General features: G+C 64.6%; 13 protein-coding genes. 10 read left to right on the forward strand and 3 right to left on the reverse strand.

Translation table 11 applies throughout. The features are described from left to right. Positions 1-35: 35 nt before the first annotated feature. The gene (locus QA640_RS05365; protein WP_283039704.1) at positions 36-1,802 is read left to right on the forward strand and encodes an adenylate/guanylate cyclase domain-containing protein; all 1,767 of its coding nucleotides are present in this window, start codon (positions 36-38) and stop codon (positions 1,800-1,802) included. 48 nt (positions 1,803-1,850) lie between these two features. Then, positions 1,851-2,249: a DUF1801 domain-containing protein gene (locus QA640_RS05370; RefSeq protein ID WP_283039705.1), complete on the forward strand. Its 399-nt coding sequence runs from the start codon at positions 1,851-1,853 to the stop codon at positions 2,247-2,249. 231 nt (positions 2,250-2,480) lie between these two features. On the opposite strand, the gene QA640_RS05375 is transcribed toward QA640_RS05370, so the two are convergent. The 3 genes from QA640_RS05375 to QA640_RS05385 all read right to left on the reverse strand — a co-directional run bounded on the left by QA640_RS05375 (position 2,481) and on the right by QA640_RS05385 (position 8,512). Then, positions 2,481-4,091 carry a DUF882 domain-containing protein gene (locus tag QA640_RS05375; protein ID WP_283039706.1) on the reverse strand — a complete coding sequence of 537 codons (1,611 nt, stop codon included), beginning with the start codon at positions 4,089-4,091 and terminating at the stop codon, positions 2,481-2,483. Between the two features lie 283 nt (positions 4,092-4,374). Beyond that, a complete protein-coding gene (locus tag QA640_RS05380) occupies positions 4,375-6,663 on the reverse strand; it encodes a L,D-transpeptidase family protein (protein ID WP_283039707.1) in 2,289 nt (762 codons plus the stop codon). 346 nt (positions 6,664-7,009) lie between these two features. After that, positions 7,010-8,512 (reverse strand): sigma-54 dependent transcriptional regulator, encoded by a 1,503-nt coding sequence (locus QA640_RS05385; RefSeq protein ID WP_283039708.1) that lies wholly within the window; start codon positions 8,510-8,512, stop codon positions 7,010-7,012. A gap of 124 nt (positions 8,513-8,636) precedes the next feature. Between QA640_RS05385 and QA640_RS05390 the strand changes: the two genes are divergently transcribed. The 8 genes from QA640_RS05390 to QA640_RS05425 all read left to right on the forward strand — a co-directional run bounded on the left by QA640_RS05390 (position 8,637) and on the right by QA640_RS05425 (position 19,845). After that, the gene (locus QA640_RS05390) at positions 8,637-10,577 is read left to right on the forward strand and encodes a M3 family oligoendopeptidase (protein WP_283039709.1); all 1,941 of its coding nucleotides are present in this window, start codon (positions 8,637-8,639) and stop codon (positions 10,575-10,577) included. A gap of 318 nt (positions 10,578-10,895) precedes the next feature. Beyond that, the gene (locus QA640_RS05395) at positions 10,896-13,886 is read left to right on the forward strand and encodes a cell division protein (protein ID WP_283039710.1); all 2,991 of its coding nucleotides are present in this window, start codon (positions 10,896-10,898) and stop codon (positions 13,884-13,886) included. 321 nt (positions 13,887-14,207) lie between these two features. Further along, on the forward strand, positions 14,208-14,360 hold the full coding sequence (locus QA640_RS05400) for an aa3-type cytochrome c oxidase subunit IV (protein ID WP_209958841.1): 153 nt from the start codon (positions 14,208-14,210) through the stop codon (positions 14,358-14,360). Positions 14,361-14,495: 135 nt separating this feature from the next. Then, entirely contained in the window at positions 14,496-15,626 is a 1,131-nt protein-coding gene (locus QA640_RS05405; protein ID WP_283039713.1) for a Re/Si-specific NAD(P)(+) transhydrogenase subunit alpha, read from the forward strand. 21 nt (positions 15,627-15,647) lie between these two features. Beyond that, entirely contained in the window at positions 15,648-15,965 is a 318-nt protein-coding gene (locus QA640_RS05410) for a proton-translocating transhydrogenase family protein (protein WP_283039714.1), read from the forward strand. 38 nt (positions 15,966-16,003) lie between these two features. Beyond that, on the forward strand, positions 16,004-17,401 hold the full coding sequence (locus QA640_RS05415) for an NAD(P)(+) transhydrogenase (Re/Si-specific) subunit beta (protein WP_283039715.1): 1,398 nt from the start codon (positions 16,004-16,006) through the stop codon (positions 17,399-17,401). Between the two features lie 214 nt (positions 17,402-17,615). Then, a complete protein-coding gene (locus QA640_RS05420) occupies positions 17,616-18,413 on the forward strand; it encodes an alpha/beta hydrolase (protein WP_283039716.1) in 798 nt (265 codons plus the stop codon). Positions 18,414-18,510: 97 nt separating this feature from the next. Next, complete coding sequence (locus QA640_RS05425) at positions 18,511-19,845, forward strand: sodium:proton antiporter (protein WP_283042728.1); 1,335 nt, start codon at positions 18,511-18,513, stop codon at positions 19,843-19,845. Positions 19,846-19,856: the final 11 nt, after the last annotated feature.

A 19,856-nucleotide genomic window follows, 5' to 3' on the forward strand; every position in this document is an offset into this window, starting at 1 on the left:
TCGTCTGCTAGACTGCTCGGTAAAGGGATCGAGCAATGGATGTGCCTGGACCAGAGCGGAGGCTCGCTGCGGTCCTCGCGGCCGATATGGTCGGCTTTAGTCGGCTCATGGAGGTTGACGAGGCCGGCACTCTCGCGCGCCTCAAGACCCACCGTATCGAGCTCATCGATCCGGCCATCGCGAAGAATCGCGGCCGCATCATCAAGACCACGGGCGACGGCCTGCTCGTCGAATTCCACAGCGTCGTCGACGCCGTGCTGTGCGCGGCCGAGGTTCAGCGCCGGATGGGTCGGCGTAATGCCGACGTTGCGCCGGGACGGTGGATACAGTTTCGGATCGGCATCAATCTGGGCGACGTGATCGTCGACCAGAACGACATTTTCGGCGATGGCGTGAACGTCGCGGCGCGGCTGGAGGCGCTCGCCGAGCCTGGTGGCATCTGCATCTCGAGCGCCGTTCGCGACCAGCTCGGCCAGCGTCTCGATGGCGTGGACTTCGACGATCTGGGCGATCAGAACGTCAAGAACATCGCCAGGCCCATCCGCGTCTTCCGCGTCCGGCTCAACGAGGAGATGGCCGGCGCGCCTCACGGCACGACTGACGCCGCGATTGGGCCGGGCGTTTCCAGGAAGCCTTCGATCGCCGTGCTGCCCTTCGCCAACATGAGCGGCGATCCGGAGCAGGAGTTCTTTGCCGACGGCCTGACCGAAGACATCATCACCGAGCTGTCGCGCTTCCACGATCTGCTGGTGATCTCCCGCAACTCGGCATTCGTGTACAAGGGCAAGGCGGTGAAGGTGCAGGACGTCGCCCGCGAGTTCGGCGTCGACTATGTCGTCGAAGGGAGCGTGCGAAAGGCCGGCGGGCGCGTTCGCGTCACCGTGCAGCTGATCGACGCCGAGACCGACCGGCACATCTGGGCCGAACGCTATGACCGCGAGCTCGAGGACATCTTCGCGATCCAGGACGAGATGACCCGCGCGATCGCCTCGACGCTGCCCGGCCGTGTCGAGGCGGCCAGCCATGATCGCGCGAAGCGCAAGCCGACCGACAATATGGCTGCCTACGAATGCGTGCTGGCCGCCAAGATCCTGCACCATCGCTCGAACCGCGACGACAACGCGCAGGCGCAGTCGCTGCTCGACCGGGCGCTTTCGCTCGACGCGAACTATGCTCACGCGCATGCCTGGAAGGCCTGCGTCCTGGGCCAGACCTGGGTCTACAACTGGTGCGCCGATCGCGACGCCACCTTCCAACAGGTGGCTTCGGAGCTGGAGACCGCGCTGGCGCTCGACGATAATGACAGCGACGTCCACCGCATCCTCGCCGCGCTCAATCTGAACCGCGACGACCATGACAGGGCCACCTACCATCAGGAGCGGGCGCTTGCGCTCAACCCGAACTATGATCTCGTGGTGGTGCAGCAGGGCGAGCTCTTGACCTGGCTCGGCCGGCCGGAGGAAGGCATCGACTGGATCAAGAAGGCGATGCGGCTCAACCCCTATCACCCCGAACGCTTCTGGAGCCATCTCGGGCGCGCCTATTATTGTGCCGAGAGATACGCCGAGGCCGCCGAAGCCTTTTCACGGATCACACGGCCCGATCATACTCATCATGCATTCCTCGCCGCGATCTTCGCGCAAATGGGCAACGCGGTCGCTGCCGGCGCTCACGCGGCCGAGGTTCTCAAGCGCGAGCCGGCATTTTCCATAGCCAATCATGTCCTGACCCAGCACTACAAGCGCGAGGTTGACCGCCAGCGCTATGAGACGGGCCTTCGCGGCGCAGGCCTGCCGGCCTGATTCGTACGACCCGCGCGGCCTGATCGCGAATCCATCCAGGAGGAATCCGTGAGTGAGCCGCCGTTGCCGCGAAAGGTGAGCCGAGCCTTCGAGGCTTTTCCGCCGCCGGTCCGCCGGCGCCTTCTCGACGTCCGCAGACTGATCTTCGCAACGGCCAAGGCGCATGACGACGTCGGTCCGCTGACCGAGACGCTGAAATGGGGCGAGCCGTCCTATCTGACGGAGCGAAGCGGAAGCGGCAGCACCATCCGGCTCGGTCGCGTCAAGGACTCCGAGACGCATGCGGCCGTGGTCGAAACGTTTCGCGAGCGCTTTCCGGACCAGTTCGAATATCGGCAGAACCGTGCGCTGCAGTTGCCGGTCACGGGCACGCTGGCGAAGCAGCCGCTCGCGGTCTGCCTGTCGCTGGCGCTCACATATCATCTCGACCACCGCGGCCGGAGATAAGTTTGTAGATGGGGTAACGGGCCGGCCGCCCGCTCGCTACGGCGCAATTTGGAAGCGCGCTCGCGAGCGGCCTGTTGGTTGGATGGCGGTCGTCCCTCAAACTGATGGTGTCAACGGAGTCGGGCAAGCCCGGATGGAGCGAAAGCGAAATCCGGGATTCGCGCGCACGGCAAGATACCCGGATGCGCTGCGCTCCATCCGGACGACGAGACGATGTGAAGGGAAGGGCCGTCAGCGCAGCGAAGCGGTGCGCACCACGAAGGACGTCGTCTCGAGCTTGGCGGTCGCGGAGCCCGAGAAGCTGTCGCAGGACATGCCCTGCATCGGGTCGTCAGTGAAGCCCATCGCGACGACGGCCTGCGGCTTGATGAAATAGGCGCGCATCGCGGTCATGTCGACATCGCCCATCAGCGTCACCGACATCGAGTGGCTGGCGCTCGGCGCCAGCATCACGATCTTGAGCCACATGCTCTCGCCTTTGGCGGCTGAGAGCCGCGTCGAGGTCGCGATCATGCCCTGCGCTCCCTTCGCGACGACTGTGTTGATCTCGGTTGCCTGCGCGAGGCTGCGGGTTGCGGTGGTGGGACGGGCCGTGCGCAGGATCGGCGCGGAGGCGGCGACGACGTTGGCGCGATCGACCGGGGGGGCGGCCGCCGGCGCATAGGCCAGTGCCTGATAGGCTGAGGAGGACACACTTGCGGTCGCCTGCCGATCGGTCGCAGAGGTAAGTGCCTGGCGAGCCCTGAGCGCCGCGACCTGGGCCGGCGTCGCCTGCTGCGGAGCCGCCGGCGCATCCCAGAAGCCGCGGGCGTTGATGATGTCGGCGGGCGTCTGCGGCTTGGCTTCAGCCGAATTGTCGGTGGCAGGCTTCGGCTTGGGTGGCTGCACGACCTGCATGTCCGCCGCAGCAAGCTGGATCGCGGCCGCGATTTGCGGCTTGGCGCGCGGCGTCGGCACCGGGTCGGCGGCTTTTTCAGCGCCCTTGGCGGGCGCGGCCGCTGCTACGACAGTCGCCGGCTTCGCACTGACGGCTGGCGCGCCCTCGTCATCCTCGTCGCTGGTAGGGGCCGATTTGCCCTTGAAAAGCGCCGCCAGGAAGCTCGGCTTGCCGATCGTCGCGGCGTCATCGCCATTGCCACGCCGCTCGATGTCGGCCTTGGCGAGCTCATAGCCCTTCAGCGGCGTGCCGTCGGTCGGCAGGTGCACGGTGCGGCCATCCGGGAAGACGCGGGCGAGTTCGTCATGCGTCATGCGCGGCCAGTGCCGGATGCTGCCGGTGTCCAGATGCACGAAAGGCGAGCCGGAGGTCGGGTAGAAGCCGACACCGCCGCGCTGCAGGCGAAGCCCCGCAAAGCGGATCTGCTCCAGCGGCACGCCCGGAATGTAGAAGTCCATCGCATGGCCCAGCATGTGCTGGCTGAAGCGTGCCACCCCAGAGGAGCGGCGGCGGAGCATGGCGTTGGTGGCGGGGGAGCGGTAGGAGGAGATGATCTGGATCGGCTGCTTACCGTCGACGTCGCGATAGACTTCCCAGAGGATATCGAAGAGGTGACGGTCCATGACCGTCTCGTCCTGGGAGCGCCAGTCGCGGAGATAGTGGTTGAGCTGCTTCAGCGCCGCCTCGTCATAGCGCCCATCGCGCTTGAAGGTGACGGTGAGGTCTTCGCCGGAATGGGTGTGGTGGAAGGAGAGGGTGCGGGTCTCGTTCAGCGCGGTGGCGTCGTGAACCGAGCCCGCGCCGGCAAGCAACAGCAGCGAGGTCAGGCCGATCCGGGATCCGGCCCTGACTCCCGCATGGGACAACCACACCGCAGCAAATTGGCGTGCGAAACCAGCCAGCACGAATGAGCCCACCCAGTCGACGAGCGTTCAAATGGACTCTCCCGCCAACCCCGCTAGCGCGCGAAAGAGGATGAACGCTTTCTAAAGCGAGAAGGTAAATTTGAGGTTTACCCTCCCGCCCCCAAGAGAATCCCAAGTAGAGTTACAGACCTAACCGGTCGAGTGTGGCGAAAAAACGCCGTGGGCCGCGCCCCTGGCGGACAATGGTTAAGCGATCCCGCCCAAAGGACGGGATCGCTGATTTCATTGAATAATTTGGCCTCGCAGGGCGCGGCCGAAAGTATCAGCGGGTGAAGACGCGCTGCTGGCGCCGGCCGACCGGGGCCGGCGGCGGGGTCGGCGGCCCGAACAGTCGCTCGAAGAACGACGGCCCTGACGATGAGAAGCCACCGCCATTGTTGGCAAAGGCGACGCCGGACGGAAGCGTCGTGGCCGGCCGCGAGTAGCTCGGCTGGGTGTGAGCGACGACGTTCTCGAGGTCCTTGCCGCGGCCGTTCTTCAGGATGTTGATCATGGTCGCGTCGCGGCCATAGACATCCTTGCGGAATTGCAGCTTGCCGCCGTCATCCACGAACGCGGTCTGGTAGGTAATGTTGACCGGGATCGGGGTAGGGAATTTCAAATCGATCTCGCTCGAGCCGTACATGCTGCGCACGCGCTCTGGCGTGTAGTGCTCGTTCGGCATGGTGATGTTGAGCAGCACCGAAGCGTACTGATCCGGATTCTGCACCCGCATGCAGCCATGGCTGAAGGCACGGTCTTCCTTGGCGAACAGATACTTGTCCGGCGTGTCGTGCTGATAGACCAGGAACTTGTTCGGGAAGTTGAAGCGGATGCGGCCGAGCGCGTTGGCTTCACCCGGCGGCTGCGAGATGTGCACCGAGCCGTCGCGGTTCTGCTCGAGGCGCAGCCCCATGCGCTGGAGCACGGTCGGATCCTGCTGAAGCGCGGGCAGGTATTCGTTGTAGACGATCGACGGCGGCACGTTCCAGGTCGGATTGACCGTGATGTACTTCATCGTCTCGCTGAGCAGCGGCGTGGCGTGCTGGCCCGGCTTGCCCGTGACGACGCGTGTGGTCCAGACCTGCTGGCCGCGCTGCATCACCTTCAGCGTGTAGTCGGGAATGTTGAGGATGACATAGGCATCGCCGAGCGACGGCGCGCCGAGATCGCGCGGCAGCCAGCGCCACCGCTCCATGTTCACCAGCACCGTGTCGATCTGCTTGTCGCGCTTCGGGCTGTTCAGCGCCTTCACGGTCGGCGCGTCGAGCACGCCGGTCGCCTTCATCTCGGCACCGTCCTGGAACTTTCGCACGGCTTCCGCGACTGTGGCGTCATAGTGGTCGTCGCCTGCGTTCTCGGTGATGCCGAGCTTGGCGCGGAGCTGCGGCACGCGCGGATCCTGCACGACGATTTCCGCCTGCTTCTTGCCGCGCGCCGGCGTGTACTTCAGCGCCGGGCCGTCGGTGATCTCGACCATTGGGCCATCGCCCTGACCGCGGAGCTGGGCGAGCTTCGCCTTAAGCTCCTTGTAGAGCTTCTGCGGCGGGTTGTAGCTGTCGAGCGCCGCGGAGGCGTCCGCTGCGGTCGTGACCTTGGCGAGCACCTCGCTCGGGTCGATCGGATGCTCGGGATAAAGGATATCGGCGCTGACCTGCGACCAGTGCATGCGGCCGCTCTGCGCCTGGCGCGCATAGTCCAGCATGCTGGCGGTGAGCTTGAGCTCGGCTTCGGCGAGCGCATCTGGCGTCGCGGCCGCGGCGAAATCCGGCACCGGATAGTCGGCGGCGTTGAGGCCGTCGGACGCGGCATCCTTCAGCCGTGCGATCACGCCCTTGGCCGGAGCGGTGAGGCTGCCGCCTTGCGTCCAGACCGGCGCGAAGTCGCGCGAGCCGTAGAATTTCTCGACGGCGGCGCGCTCGTTCCTGCGATCGAAAAAGCGCGAGGACTTGGCGCCGAGCGCGTCCTTGATCTTGTCGGCAACCGGCTGATCAGCGGCAGGAACGTTGCTCGCGGCCTTCACCGGCTCGGCGGCCGGCTCCTTCGCGACATCCTTCGGCGGTTCCGCCGGGGCAGCAGCGGTCGCAGGCGCGGCGGGAGCGGCCGGCGCGGTCGCAGCTTCGGACTTTGCGGGTTCAGTTTTGGAAGGTTCTGCCTTGGCGGATTCAGTCTTCGCAGGTTCGGTCCTGGCAGGTTCGGTCTTGGCAGGTTCGGTCTTGGCCGTCTCGGTCTTCGGCGCCTCAGTGGCGGGCGTCGTGGCGACGTCGGAAGGCTTGGTTTCGACCTTCTCGGGCGCCGGTGCGGCTTCCGCCTTCACGGGCTCCTTGCTGCTTGCGTCCTTGGCCGGCTCCTGCACCGTGGCCGTGGCGTCGAGCTTGAAGTCGGCGGCGGTCGGCGGCGGGACGTTGGCCGGCTCGGGGCGCGGGATCGCGGCTTCGATTGCGAGCTCCGCGGCGCTGCTGCGCGCCCGGTCCTGGGCCAGCGCCGAAGTGGCCGACACCGTGAGGAAGGTCGCCGCGACCGTCATCAGCACGCGGTCAAAGCCTGCACGGTTGTTCAAACAGTCTCGCATCGTGTCACACCTCTCGGGTGAACTGTCCCCATGAAACAGATTCACGGAACAGATTCGTTATCGTCTAACAGCTTCGGCTAATCGCGCCGGCTTCTCGAAAGTTGCACGCCTGCACGCAACGATTCTTACGCAGACGATATACAGGCCCCGTTTTTACGGCCAGCGCGACCCGGGACAACTCACGACAAACTGACTTCAAGGAAGCCTCTTGGCAACGGATTGTGCGCTGCTGCCACGCGCTTTTCCCTTCGTCTGTCACTTCCCGGTCACGGTTCAAATCGTGCGCAATGCGAACGACTTGCGCCCCGTTTGCGCCATAAAGAGAAGCGTCGTTCCGCAGTCCGGCTCAGTGCGTCTCCTCACCGCTTTTGCCGCCATGTCCGTGGATGTCGGCTTCGTCGAGTTTGCGGTAGAGCGTGGAGCGGCCAATTTTGAGGCGGCGCGCGACCTCCGACATCTGCCCGCGGTAATGCGAGATCGCGAAGCGGATGATTTCGTTCTCCATCTCCTCCAGAGGCCGTATTTCTCCGGTGCTGGTCAGCATCGCGAGCGAGCCGGCGGCAGGCAATGGCGCGATCGGTATTTCGTTACCTGAGATCATGGCGGGGACCGTGGGCGCGACGGGCTCCAGGATCAGTGGCGCGGTCGGAATGTCGCTCACCTGATGCGGGTGCGCGGCGAGCAGCGGGAAATCGTCGAGACCAAGCTGGTCGCTCTCGCTCATGACCACGGCGCGGTAGACCGCGTTCTCGAGTTGGCGGATGTTGCCGGGCCAGTCGAGCGTGGCCAGATGCGCCATGGCCTCGCCGCTGATGCCGGTGATCGGGCGGTTCTCCTCGGCGGCGAATCGCGCCAGGAAATGCCGCAAGAGATGCGGAATATCCTCGCGCCGCGCGCGCAGCGGTGGGATCGTCAGCGGCAGCACGTGCAGGCGGTAGAACAGATCCTCGCGGAAGTGGCCCTGCTTCACCCGATCCAGGAGCTTGCGGTTGGTCGCGGAAATGATGCGGACGTCGACCTTCACCGGCTTGCGGCCGCCGACGGCCTCGACGGCGCCCTCCTGGAGGGCGCGCAACAGCTTCACCTGCGCGGTCAGCGGCAGCTCGCTCACCTCGTCCAGGAACAGCGTGCCGCCATGGGCCTCGACGAACTTGCCGGCGTGCCGCTCGGTCGCGCCGGTGAAGGCGCCCTTCTCATGACCGAACAGGATCGACTCGACGAGATTGTCGGGGATCGCGCCGCAATTGACCGCGACGAACGGCTTTGCCTTGCGCTCGCCGCTGCCATGGATGGCGCGCGCGAACATCTCCTTGCCGACGCCGGAATCGCCTTCGATCAGCACGGGAATGGAAGAATTCGCCGCCTTCTGCGCGGCGCGCACCACATGCGCCATCGCGTCAGAGCGGGTGATGATGTCGGAAAACGTCAGCCGGCCTTCGCGGCTGTGCCGGATGCGCTGCAATTCGCCCTTGAGCGCGGACGCGTTGAGCGCGTTGCGCAACGAGACCTGGAGCCGCTCCATGCCGACCGGCTTGACCACGAAGTCGGCCGCACCCGCGCGCATCGCAGAGATCACGTTGTCGATGCCGCCATGCGCGGTCTGGACGATGACGGGCACGCTGAGGCCGGCCTCGCGAATCTTTGCCAGGACGCCCATGCCGTCGAGGCCGGGCATCACGAGGTCGAGGATGACGGCGTCGACCGCCGGTGCGTCGGGCGCGGTGAGGGCGGCGAGCGCGGCATCGCCGGAATCGACGATGATCGTTTCATAGCCGCATTTTTGCACCATGTTCTCGACCAGGCGGCGCGCGACGGCGTCGTCATCGGCAATCAAAATACTGGCAGCCATGGTGTTCCCCGCACGCTACAACTATCTGTCTCGAATCGGGGCACTCTGGCCGAAGCCGATTAACGCACTCTTAAACCTTGCTGCCCCCATCCATTGCGATCGTTGAACACAGGTCTCCAACACGATGACTTCGCGCTCCAAGCCCGCTCTTAGCAAGCCCGCTCTTAGCAAGCCCGCTCCTAGCAAGTCCGCTCCTAGCAAGTCCGCTCTCAGCACGTCTGCTCTCCGCAAGCCGAACACCAAAAAAGCCGCCGCCAAAGCAAAACCCTCCGACAAAGCTGCAAGCAAGACCAGCAAGCTTCCGGAGTGGAACCTCGCCGATCTCTATTCCGGGATCACGGCGCCGGAAGTGGCGCGCGATCTCGAGAAGATGGATGCCGATTGCGTCGCGTTCGAGACGGACTACAAGGGCAAGCTCGCGACAGGGACAGCAAAGGAAGATGGCGGAAAATGGCTCGCGCAGGCCGTGCGGCGTTACGAGGCGATCGATGATCTCGCCGGCCGGCTCGGCTCCTATGCCGGGCTCGTCCACGCCGGCGACAGCGTTGATCCCAAGATTTCAAAGTTTTACGGCGACCTGTCGGAGCGCCTGACGGCCGCCTCCACCCATCTTCTGTTCTTCGCGCTCGAGCTCAACCGGATCGATGACGATATTTTGACCCGTGCGATGCAGGCTTCCGAGCTCGCACATTATCGCCCCTGGATCGAGGATCTGCGCAAGGAGAAGCCGTATCAGCTCGAGGACAAGCTCGAGCAGCTGTTCCTGGAAAAGGCGCAGACCGGCTATTCGGCCTGGAACAGGCTGTTCGACCAGACGATCTCCGGCTTGCGCTTCAAGGTCGGCGCCAAGCAGCTCGCGATCGAGCCGACGCTGAACCTCTTGCAGGACCGCGACGGCGCCAAGCGCAAGAGCGCGGCGGAGGCCTTGGCAAAAACCTTCAAGGCCAATGAGCGCACCTTCGCGCTGATCACCAACACGCTCGCCAAGGACAAGGACATTTCCGACCGCTGGCGCGGCTTCAAGGACGTCGCGGATTCCCGTCATCTGAACAACCGCGTCGAGCGCGAGGTGGTGGATGCGCTGGTCGCCTCGGTGCGCAGCGCCTATCCAAGGCTGTCGCATCGCTATTACGCGCTGAAGGCGCGCTGGTTCAAGAAGAAGCGGCTCGCCTATTGGGATCGTAACGCGCCGCTGCCCTTTGCAGCGACCGACACCATCGCCTGGCCCGATGCGAGGAACATGGTATTGACGGCCTATCGCGGCTTCTCGCCCGACATGGCCGACATCGCCGAGCGCTTTTTCACCGATCGCTGGATCGATGCGCCGGTCCGTCCCGGCAAGGCGCCCGGCGCCTTCTCGCATCCGACCACGCCGTCGGCGCACCCTTACGTGCTGATGAACTATCAGGGCAAGCCGCGTGACGTGATGACGCTTGCGCACGAGCTCGGTCACGGCGTGCATCAGGTGCTGGCGGCCAGGAACGGCGCGCTGATGGCGCCGACACCGCTGACGCTGGCCGAGACCGCGAGCGTGTTCGGGGAGATGCTGACCTTCAAACGGCTGCTGGCGCAGACCAAAAATGCAAAACAGCGCCAGGCGCTGCTCGCCGGCAAGGTCGAGGACATGATCAACACCGTGGTGCGGCAGATCGCGTTCTATTCCTTCGAGCGCGCCGTCCACACCGAGCGCAAGAACGGCGAGCTCACGGCGACGCGCCTCGGCGAGATCTGGCTTTCGGTGCAGGGCGAGAGCTTAGGTCCCGCAATCGAGATCAAGGCGGGCTACGAGAATTACTGGATGTACATCCCGCACTTCATCCATTCGCCGTTCTACGTCTACGCCTATGCCTTCGGCGACTGCCTCGTGAACTCGCTCTACGCGGTCTACGAGAACGCCACGGAAGGCTTTGCCGAGCGCTATCTCGACATGCTCGCTGCCGGCGGCACCAAGCACTACTCAGAGTTGCTGCGCCCCTTCGGGTTAGATGCCAAGGATCCCAAGTTCTGGGACGGCGGCCTCTCCGTCATCGCCGGCATGATCGACGAGCTGGAGGCGATGGGCTGAAGGGGCCAGGCCGCCTCAGCCTGCTGGCTGGCGCCGCGGCCGGGACTGTTCGGCCCGGCAGGATGTTCGTTGAGGTCGGCGCAGCCCAGCATCGCACTGAGGCGATCGGTTGCCGGCAGCGACATTGTATCGCGAGCTTTGCCATTATCCCACCGGCGCGACGCTCGGTGAAACCGCCGGCTGCGGCCAGCGGCCGCGCTCGCCAATCCGGACCCGGGATTGAACGTTCGCGACAGCGGCCAAGACTAATCTTGTGCGGCACCGGCCCTTCAGATTGCAACTATTGATTGTTAGGCCGGGTGCCCGGGGGAGGCAGCCATGGCCGAGCATGTGCATGCGTCTGGCGAGCATCACACGTCGAGCGCGGGGGCGATCGACTTCCGGCCTTGGGGCGAGAAACACCAGGCCCTCGTCAAGAGCGAGATCGAAGCCATCAATACGCGGCGGGAGGCCGGCCGCCAGATCGAGACGGAGGGGCTCAAGCCCGGGCAGACGATCGACGTCGTCGGGCTGGCGCTTTCCGGCGGCGGCATCCGTTCCTCCGCGGTCTGTCTCGGTATTCTCCAGGCGCTGAACCATCACGACGTGATCAAGCGGATCGACTATCTCTCCACGGTTTCGGGAGGAGGTTATATCGGCAGCTCGATGACGGCGACCATGACGGTCGCAAAGCGATTCGTGTTCGGTCAGCCGCCCAATCCCGGCGCGAAGAGCGCCAAGGCGAGCGAAGTCAGCGATACGCCTGAAGTCGGCCATATCCGCAACTATTCGAACTATCTCGTTCCGGCCGGCGCGCGCGATCTCCTGACCGGACTGGCGATCGTGGTCCGCGGGCTGGTGGCCAATGTCGGTCTTACCCTGCCCATCGTTCTGCTGCTGGCAGTCGTCACCATCATCTCGAACCCCGCAAGGTCGGCGCTCTATGCGGCGAACGTGTTTGGCGTGTCCGTCAACAACGACTGCGACCGGCTGCACTGGATTTCCGAACGGATCGGCTTCTTCTCCCTGATCGGTGTGGTCCTCGGCTTGGCAATCTATGTCGTCGGCCGGCTGCGCTACGGGGCGCCCTCGCGCCAATATGGCGATACGTTTGACGAGATCAGACGAGACCGCTGGGAGTTATTTGCATACGGAGCCGGAATCGCGATCACGTTGGGGGTGATCTGCGATCTGGCGCGGTTCATGCCGGTCGATCATTTCGGCCTCACGCTCACCGCGAGCATCGCGGGGATGGTCATGTTCTTCTGGTGGGCGATCTGGCGGTCGCATCTGCCGGCGAACAGGCTGCAGGAATTCCGCGGCCTCAGGATCCAACAGGACAACAGCACACCCGCAGTGCTGTTCAGCCACTTGCCGACGATAGCCGCGACCTATCTCGTGCTGCTCTTCCTGATCGCCTTCTTCGAGTTTCAGCCGTTCATGATCGCTGAAATGTTCGACAATGCGGACGCAGCCTCGGATGCCGGGCTCGGCGTCGTCGCAGGCATCGCCGTGACATGGCTGAAGTCCCTGGCCGCGATCACCGCGCCGATCGCCGCCGCCGTCACCCTCTTCAGGCAGCAATTCGCGGGCTTGCTGAAGGGGAAGGGGACCTCCGATTGGCTGGCGATCGCGCTGGCCCATGCCGCCAACCTGGCGATCTGGATCGCCGGCGCAGCGTTGCCGCTGCTGATCTGGATCGCCTATCTCTATCTGACCTTCTGGGGCATCACCAACGACAAGCTTTTGCCGCAGCGCGTCTGTCCGAACGCGGTGACCGAATGGCCCACGCTCGACCAGATCGATACGGTCAGGAGATCGAAGACCCATCTGACCGGAACGCTTCAATTCGATTCGGACGCCGGAACTCTGAGCGCTGAAATAAAAGACCGGACGACGCAGCGCACACACACGAGAAAAAACCGCGAAGGGCGGCAGATCGAGCATGCGCCGGGGTGGGTGAATTCGGCCTCCGGTACCATATCCCAGGCGCTTCGCTCGTTCGGCCTCGCCGGCACTATCGACGCCGTCAAGCTTCGGCTCGGCGCGAACGTACGCTGGTCGGTGATCGCGCTGTATCTCATTTTCGCGATCGTGTTGTTCCGCGGCTCGTGGTCTCTCGCGCCGAACGCCAATTCGTTGCATCGTCTCTATCGGGATCGCCTGAGCAAGGCGTTCCTGTTCAAGCCGCTGCCGCGAAACGAGCATGCGGCGCAAACGGACGTCCGCTACAAGCCGGCCCGGAACGTCGCGAGCATCGACCAGGGACGTGACCTCGAACCTCTGGACGAGCTCAAGCTCAGCTCGCTCTGCGCCCATGGAAAGCTCCATGCTCCCTATCACCTGATCAACACGGCGTTGAACATCCAGGGCTCCGACTTCGCCAACCGCAGAGGCCGCAACGCCGATTTTTTCGTGTTCGCGCCATTGTGCGTGGGAAGCGAGGCGACCGGCTACGCGCCGACGCTGAAATTCGAGAGCGGCGACCGCGGTCTCGATCTGGCGACGGCATTGGCGATCTCCGGAGCGGCCGCCTCGTCCAACATGGGATCGGATTCCATCAGGGCGCTGACGCCGACGCTCGCTTTGCTGAACGTTCGTCTCGGCTTCTGGCTCAGGAATCCGCGCTACGCCGAGAACAACGGTGAGGTGCGGCGACGGCCGTCGCCGTTCTATCTCTGGTCGGAAATATCGGGCCGGCTCTACGAGAACAGTGACGCCGTCTATCTGACAGACGGAGGGCACATCGAGAATCTCGGCGTCTACGAGCTGTTGCGGCGCCGTTGCAGGGTCATCATTGCCGTCGACGCCGAGGCCGATGCGCCGATGAACTTCTCCTCGCTCGTCACGCTGCAGAGATACGCGCGCATCGATCTCGGCATCATCATCGATCTGCCGTGGTCGCCGATTCGGACCTGTACGCTGGGCTGGATGGCCTGCAATGCCGGAAAGCCTCCGACGCCGCCGCCCGATTCGTCAGGCGGCCCCCACGTCGCGATCGGCACGATCGACTATGGCGGGGCAAACATCGGTTATCTCATCTACATCAAATCGTCGCTCACCGGCGACGAGAACGACTACATCCGCGACTATGCGCGCCGCTACGAGCGCTTCCCGCACGAGTCCACGGGCGACCAGTTCTTCTCGGAGGAGCAGTTCGAGGTCTATCGCGCGCTCGGCTTCCACATCGCTCATCGATTTCTCACCGGCCTCGACGACGTGTCCGTGAGGGACAAGGACGGCAAGTGCGTGCGGAAGCGGCTGAGTGCCGACGGCATCGAGCCGATCGGAACGATCCGTGCCGCATTAGGTCTTGCCGCTTCATCGTAGTCGGCAACGGCCGATTCCGATCGTTGCTCGGGGGAGCGGGAATCCGTGGTCCGAAGGTGGGCGATCGTGGGCGGAAATGCACGATTTGCCGAGGGGGCAAGGGGGCCGTCGATGCGGTACACGTTGCCTTCGGGCTCCCGATCGCCGAAGGCCGGCCCAGGCCATCTTGATCGCCGTCTCGGATCGCGAGCACCGGATGCCCCGGACAATCGGCATTCCAAATGAGCCGATTTGCGGGAAAACCGCGCAGCTGTGCCGTTGCCCTGCCCGGCGGATTGCGGTAATGCCAGCCGGGAATTCGACTTTCGACTGGGGACATCCATGGCTGACCATAGCGAAGTGGCGTACAGCACCGCCGACGGCAACGACTACGTTGCCCACGAGCAGACCTATGAGGGCTTCATCAAGCTGGTGAAGTATGGCACGGCCGCGGTCGCGCTCATCGTCATCCTGATGGCGATCTTCCTGACCTGATCCATCGTCGGCTGCCCGCCAAAGGCGGCGGTTGCTCAGAAAATTTGCATACGAGCCGGTTCCAAAACCGGTATCCAACGTTGCGGGAGTAACGCTAAGTTCGGATGCGCGCTGTCCCGCGTCGCCGGAGGCCTCATGAAGATTGCCGTTGCCAAGGAAATCGATCCGTCGGAGCCGCGGGTCGCCGCTTCGCCGGACACGGTGAAGAAGTTCAAGGCGCTGGGCGCCGAGATCGCCGTCGAGCCCGGTGCCGGCGTCAAGTCGGGCCTGCTGGATTCCGACTACACCGCCGCCGGCGCGACCGTCAGCGCGGATGCGCTCGTTGATGCCGACATCATCATCAAGGTGAAGCGCCCCGAGGCGTCCGAGCTCGGCCAGTACAAGCGCGGCGCACTGGTCATCGCCATCATGGATCCCTACGGCAATGATGCCGCGCTGAAGACGATGGCCGATGCCGGTATCGCCGCCTTTGCCATGGAACTGCTGCCGCGCATCACGCGCGCGCAGGTGATGGACGTGCTGTCGTCGCAGGCGAACCTGGCGGGCTACCGTGCCGTGATCGAGGGCGCGGAAGCCTTCGGCCGCGCCTTCCCGATGATGATGACCGCGGCGGGCACCGTGCCCGCCGCAAAAGTGTTCGTGATGGGCGTCGGCGTCGCCGGCCTCCAGGCGATCGCGACCGCGCGCCGTCTCGGCGCCGTCGTCACCGCGACCGACGTGCGCCCTGCCACCAAGGAGCAGGTCGAATCGCTCGGCGCAAAGTTCCTCGCCGTCGAGGACGAGGAGTTCAAGAACGCGCAGACCGCCGGCGGCTATGCCAAGGAAATGTCCAAGGAGTACCAGGCCAAGCAGGCCGCGCTGACCGCCGAGCACATCAAGAAGCAGGACATCGTGATCACCACGGCGCTGATCCCGGGCCGGCCCGCGCCCAAGCTCGTCAGCGCCGAGATGGTCAAGTCGATGAAGCCGGGCTCGGTTCTGGTCGACCTTGCCGTCGAGCGCGGCGGCAATGTCGAGGGGGCCAAGCCGGGCGAGGTCGTCGATCTCGATGGCATCAAGATCGTCGGCTACACCAATGTTGCCGGCCGCGTCGCCGCGTCGGCCTCCGGCCTCTACGCGCGCAACCTGTTTTCCTTCATCGAGACCATGATCGACAAGAAAGAGAAGAAGCTTGCCGTGAACTGGGACGACGAGCTCGTGAAGGCGACCGCGCTGACCAGGGACGGCGCCGTCATCCACCCCAACTTTCAGCCCCAGTCGGCTTAATTGGGCTCAAGGAGAGAAGCCATGGAGCATGTCGCACAGGTCGTCGATCCCTTCATCTTCCGGCTGTCGATTTTCGTGCTGGCGGTGTTCGTCGGCTATTTCGTGGTGTGGTCGGTGACGCCGGCGCTGCACACGCCGCTGATGTCGGTCACAAACGCGATCTCCTCGGTGATCGTGGTCGGTGCGTTGCTCGCCGGCGGTGTCGCCAATGTCTCGAGCGGTTCCGGCTGGGCGCGCGCCTTCGGCTTCATCGCGCTGATCTTTGCCTGCATCAACATCTTCGGGGGCTTCCTTGTCACCCAGCGCATGCTGGCGATGTACAAGAAGAAGGCCAAGTAAGCGTCACCTCGGGGTGAAGAGGCGAATGGGGACCTGAGATGAGCGCTAATCTCTCTGCATTGTTGTATCTCGTGGCGGGTGTGCTGTTCATCCTGTCGTTGCGGGGACTGTCGAGCCCGGCCACCTCGCGCCAGGGCAATCTGCTTGGCATGATCGGTATGGCGATCGCGGTCGCCACCACGCTTGCCAACCATCCGCCGGCCGACGGCCTCGCCTGGCTGCTCGTCATCGTCGGCATCGCCATCGGTGGCGCGATCGGTGCCATGATCGCGCGTCGCGTGCCGATGACCTCGATGCCGGAGCTGGTCGCCGCCTTCCACTCGCTGGTCGGCATGGCCGCGGTGCTGGTCGCCGCAGGCGCGTTCTATGCACCGGAAGCTTTCGACATCGGCACCCCCGGCAACATCCACACCCAGAGCCTGGTCGAAATGTCGCTCGGCGTCGCCATCGGCGCGCTGACCTTCACCGGCTCGGTGATCGCGTTCCTCAAGCTGTCGGCCCGCATGAGCGGCGCGCCGATCATCCTGCCGGCGCGGCACCTCATCAACATCGCGCTCGCTGTCGCACTGGTCGCCTGCATCGTCGGGCTCGTCGTCACCGGCAGCCCGGTGTTCTTCTGGCTCAACGTCATCCTGGCGCTGGCACTCGGCGTGCTCATGATCATCCCGATCGGCGGCGCCGACATGCCGGTCGTGATCTCGATGCTCAACTCCTATTCGGGGTGGGCCGCGGCCGGCATCGGCTTCACGCTCGGCAACTCAGCGCTGATCATCACCGGCGCGCTGGTCGGCTCATCCGGCGCGATCCTGTCCTACATCATGTGCCATGCGATGAACCGGTCCTTCATCTCGGTCATCCTCGGCGGCTTCGGCGGCGAGACGGCCGCCGCTGGCGGGGGGACCGGCGAGCAGAAGCCGGCCAAGCTCGGCTCGGCGGACGATGCCGCCTTCATCATGAAGAACGCCTCCAAGGTCATCATCGTGCCCGGCTACGGCATGGCGGTGGCGCAGGCCCAGCACGCGCTGCGCGAAATGGCCGACATGCTGAAGAAGGAAGGCGTCGAGGTGAAGTACGCCATCCACCCGGTCGCCGGCCGCATGCCGGGCCACATGAACGTGCTCCTGGCCGAGGCCAACGTGCCCTACGACGAGGTGTTCGAGCTCGAGGACATCAACTCCGAATTCGCGCAGGCCGACATCGCCTTCGTGATCGGCGCCAATGACGTGACCAACCCCGCCGCCGAAGAGGACAAGACCTCGCCGATCTACGGCATGCCGGTGCTCCAGGTCTGGAAGGCGGGCACCGTGATGTTCATCAAGCGCTCGCTGGCTTCGGGTTACGCCGGCATCGACAATCCGCTGTTCTATCGCGACAACACCATGATGCTGCTCGGCGACGCCAAGAAGGTCACTGAGAACATCGTCAAGGCGATGTAGCAACGCGCTAAGGAGCGGACCGTGGCCATCAACAAGGAATGGCACCGGTCCAATCCCATGCCGCCCAAAGCGACACGGGCGGAGCGCACCACCTGGCACGCGGCCCACGGGGCGGCGTGCGGTTGCCGCGAGATTCCCCCAAGCATCCGGTCCGACGTCCTGAAATTGCTCAAGAGCCGTCGCAAGCCTTGAAGCCTGGACCGGCTGTGCAGTCATGACATTCCTGAAGTGGATCGCGATCGTCATCGCGACCGGCTATCTCGCCGGCCTCGTCGTGCTGTATGTGAGGCAGCGCGACATGCTGTTTCCGATCCCGCCGGTCGGTCGCACCCCACCGGCTGCTGCAGGTCTTCCCGGGGCGGAAGAGCACGTGCTGACCGCGTCGGATGGTGAGAAGGTCATCGTCTGGCACGTGCCGGCGAAACCCGGTCGTCCCGTCATCCTCTATTTTCACGGCAATGGCGATTCCCTTGCCGGCCTTGCCGGACGCTTCAAGGCCGTGACGACCGACGGTACCGGCCTCGTCGCACTGTCCTATCGCGGCTATGCCGGCTCGAGCGGGGCGCCGAGCGAACAGGGCTTGCTGCGGGATGCCGCGGCCGCCTACGCCTTCACAACCGCGCGTTACGCGGCGGAACGGATCGCCGTCTGGGGCTTTTCGCTCGGGACCGGCGTGGCGGTCGCCATCGCATCCGAACATCGCATAGGCAAGTTGATCCTGGAAGCGCCTTACACGTCGACGGTCGACGTCGCTGCCTCGCTCTTCCGCTTCGTTCCGATCCGGCTCTTGATGCGCGACCGGTTTCGCTCCGATGAGCGGATCGCGCGCGTCACGGTGCCGCTGCTCGTCATGCATGGCACCGATGACCTTGTCATTCCGATCGTCTTCGGACAGCGTCTGTTCGCGCTCGCGCACGAGCCAAAACGGTTCGTCCGGTTTCCGGGGGGCGGACACGACAATCTCGATTCCTTCGGGGCGATCGAAACGGTGAGGCGGTTCATTGCGTCCTAGGCAGCTCGGCACAGGGTGCGCGGTTGCGCTCATCGCTCTTATCTTCGCGCTGCTGCCGCAGCGCGCCTCGGCCGCAGCCTCGCTCGACGGCGCGGCGATGGGCTGGCCCTACGCGCTGCCGTTTGCCGGGCTGTTGCTGTCGATCGCGCTCGGACCATTGTCGTTCCCGAAATTCTGGCATCACCATTACGGCAAGATCGCCGCCGCCTGGTCGGTGCTCGCGCTCATCTCGCTGGTCTGGCTCGCGGGCGGCATGGCGACGCTGGCGGCGTTCGTCCACGCCATGCTCGCCGAATATCTCGGCTTCATCGTGTTGCTGTTCTCGCTCTATGTCGTGGCCGGCGGCATCCTCATCAGCGGCGACATCAAGGGAACGCCGGGGGCCAACACCGGCATCCTCGCGCTGGGCACGCTGATGGCGAGCGTCGTCGGCACCACGGGCGCTGCGATGATCCTGATTCGTCCGCTGATCCGCGCCAATCGGCAGCGGCGCTACAACACCCATGTCGTCATCTTCTTCATCATCCTGGTCGCTAATGTCGGCGGCGCGCTGAGCCCGCTCGGCGATCCCCCACTGTTCGTCGGCTTCCTGCACGGCGTCGACTTCTTCTGGACCATGCGGAACATCTGGCTCCAGACCGCGATCGTTGCGGGCTTGTTGCTCGCGATATTTGTCGTCGTCGATGTCTGGCGCTTCCGCAACGAGCCGTTGCCGGCCGGCACATTACCCGGGGAGCCGCTTCGGATCCGCGGCCTCATCAACCTCTTGCTGATCGCTGCCATCGTCGCGAGCCTGCTCGTGTCGGCGATGTGGAAGCCGGGCATCGCATTCGACATTCTCGGAACCAGGCTGGAGCTGGAGAGCATCTTCCGCAATGTGGTGCTGCTCGCGATTGCCGCTCTCTCGGTGTGGCTGACGCCGGACGAGCACCGGCAGGCCAATGGCTTCACCTGGGAGCCGATCCGCGAAGTGGCAAAGCTCTTTGCCGGCATCTTCGTCGCCATCATTCCGGTCATTGCCATGCTCGATGCCGGCCATCACGGCGCGTTCGCCTGGCTGCTGTCGGCGGTGACGGCGCCGGATGGGAGCCCGCGCGAAGTGGCCTATTTCTGGTTCACCGGGCTGATGTCGGCGTTCCTCGACAATGCGCCGACCTACCTGTTGTTTTTCGAGCTCGCAGGCGGCGATCCGCCGGTGCTGATGAACGAGCTCTCCGGCACGCTCGCTTCGATCTCCATGGGAGCAGTCTATATGGGGGCGCTCACCTATATCGGCAACGCGCCGAACTTCATGGTGAACAGCATTGCGAGCGAGAGCGGCATCGAGATGCCCAGCTTCTTCGGCTACCTCCTGCGCGCGGGCGCGGTGCTGATCCCGCTGTTCCTGCTGCTCACCATCCTGCCGGTAGCGCCGATCCTGCACGGGCATTGAATCTGCCCGCC

Origin of the sequence: Bradyrhizobium sp. CB82, from assembly GCF_029714405.1 — a bacterium.
Classification (GTDB): domain Bacteria; phylum Pseudomonadota; class Alphaproteobacteria; order Rhizobiales; family Xanthobacteraceae; genus Bradyrhizobium.

Bases quoted from the DNA above. Each gene is read 5' to 3' on its own strand.
- QA640_RS05365 (WP_283039704.1), top strand. From the start codon at position 36: ATGGATGTGCCTGGACCAGAGCGGAGGCTCGCTGCGGTCCTCGCGGCC.
- QA640_RS05380 (WP_283039707.1), bottom strand. From the start codon at position 6,663: ATGCGAGACTGTTTGAACAACCGTGCAGGCTTTGACCGCGTGCTGATG.
- QA640_RS05385 (WP_283039708.1), bottom strand. From the start codon at position 8,512: ATGGCTGCCAGTATTTTGATTGCCGATGACGACGCCGTCGCGCGCCGC.
- QA640_RS05390 (WP_283039709.1), top strand. From the start codon at position 8,637: ATGACTTCGCGCTCCAAGCCCGCTCTTAGCAAGCCCGCTCTTAGCAAG.
- QA640_RS05395 (WP_283039710.1), top strand. From the start codon at position 10,896: ATGGCCGAGCATGTGCATGCGTCTGGCGAGCATCACACGTCGAGCGCG.
- QA640_RS05400 (WP_209958841.1), top strand. From the start codon at position 14,208: ATGGCTGACCATAGCGAAGTGGCGTACAGCACCGCCGACGGCAACGAC.
- QA640_RS05405 (WP_283039713.1), top strand. From the start codon at position 14,496: ATGAAGATTGCCGTTGCCAAGGAAATCGATCCGTCGGAGCCGCGGGTC.
- QA640_RS05410 (WP_283039714.1), top strand. From the start codon at position 15,648: ATGGAGCATGTCGCACAGGTCGTCGATCCCTTCATCTTCCGGCTGTCG.
- QA640_RS05415 (WP_283039715.1), top strand. From the start codon at position 16,004: ATGAGCGCTAATCTCTCTGCATTGTTGTATCTCGTGGCGGGTGTGCTG.
- QA640_RS05420 (WP_283039716.1), top strand. From the start codon at position 17,616: ATGACATTCCTGAAGTGGATCGCGATCGTCATCGCGACCGGCTATCTC.
- QA640_RS05425 (WP_283042728.1), top strand. From the start codon at position 18,511: ATGGGCTGGCCCTACGCGCTGCCGTTTGCCGGGCTGTTGCTGTCGATC.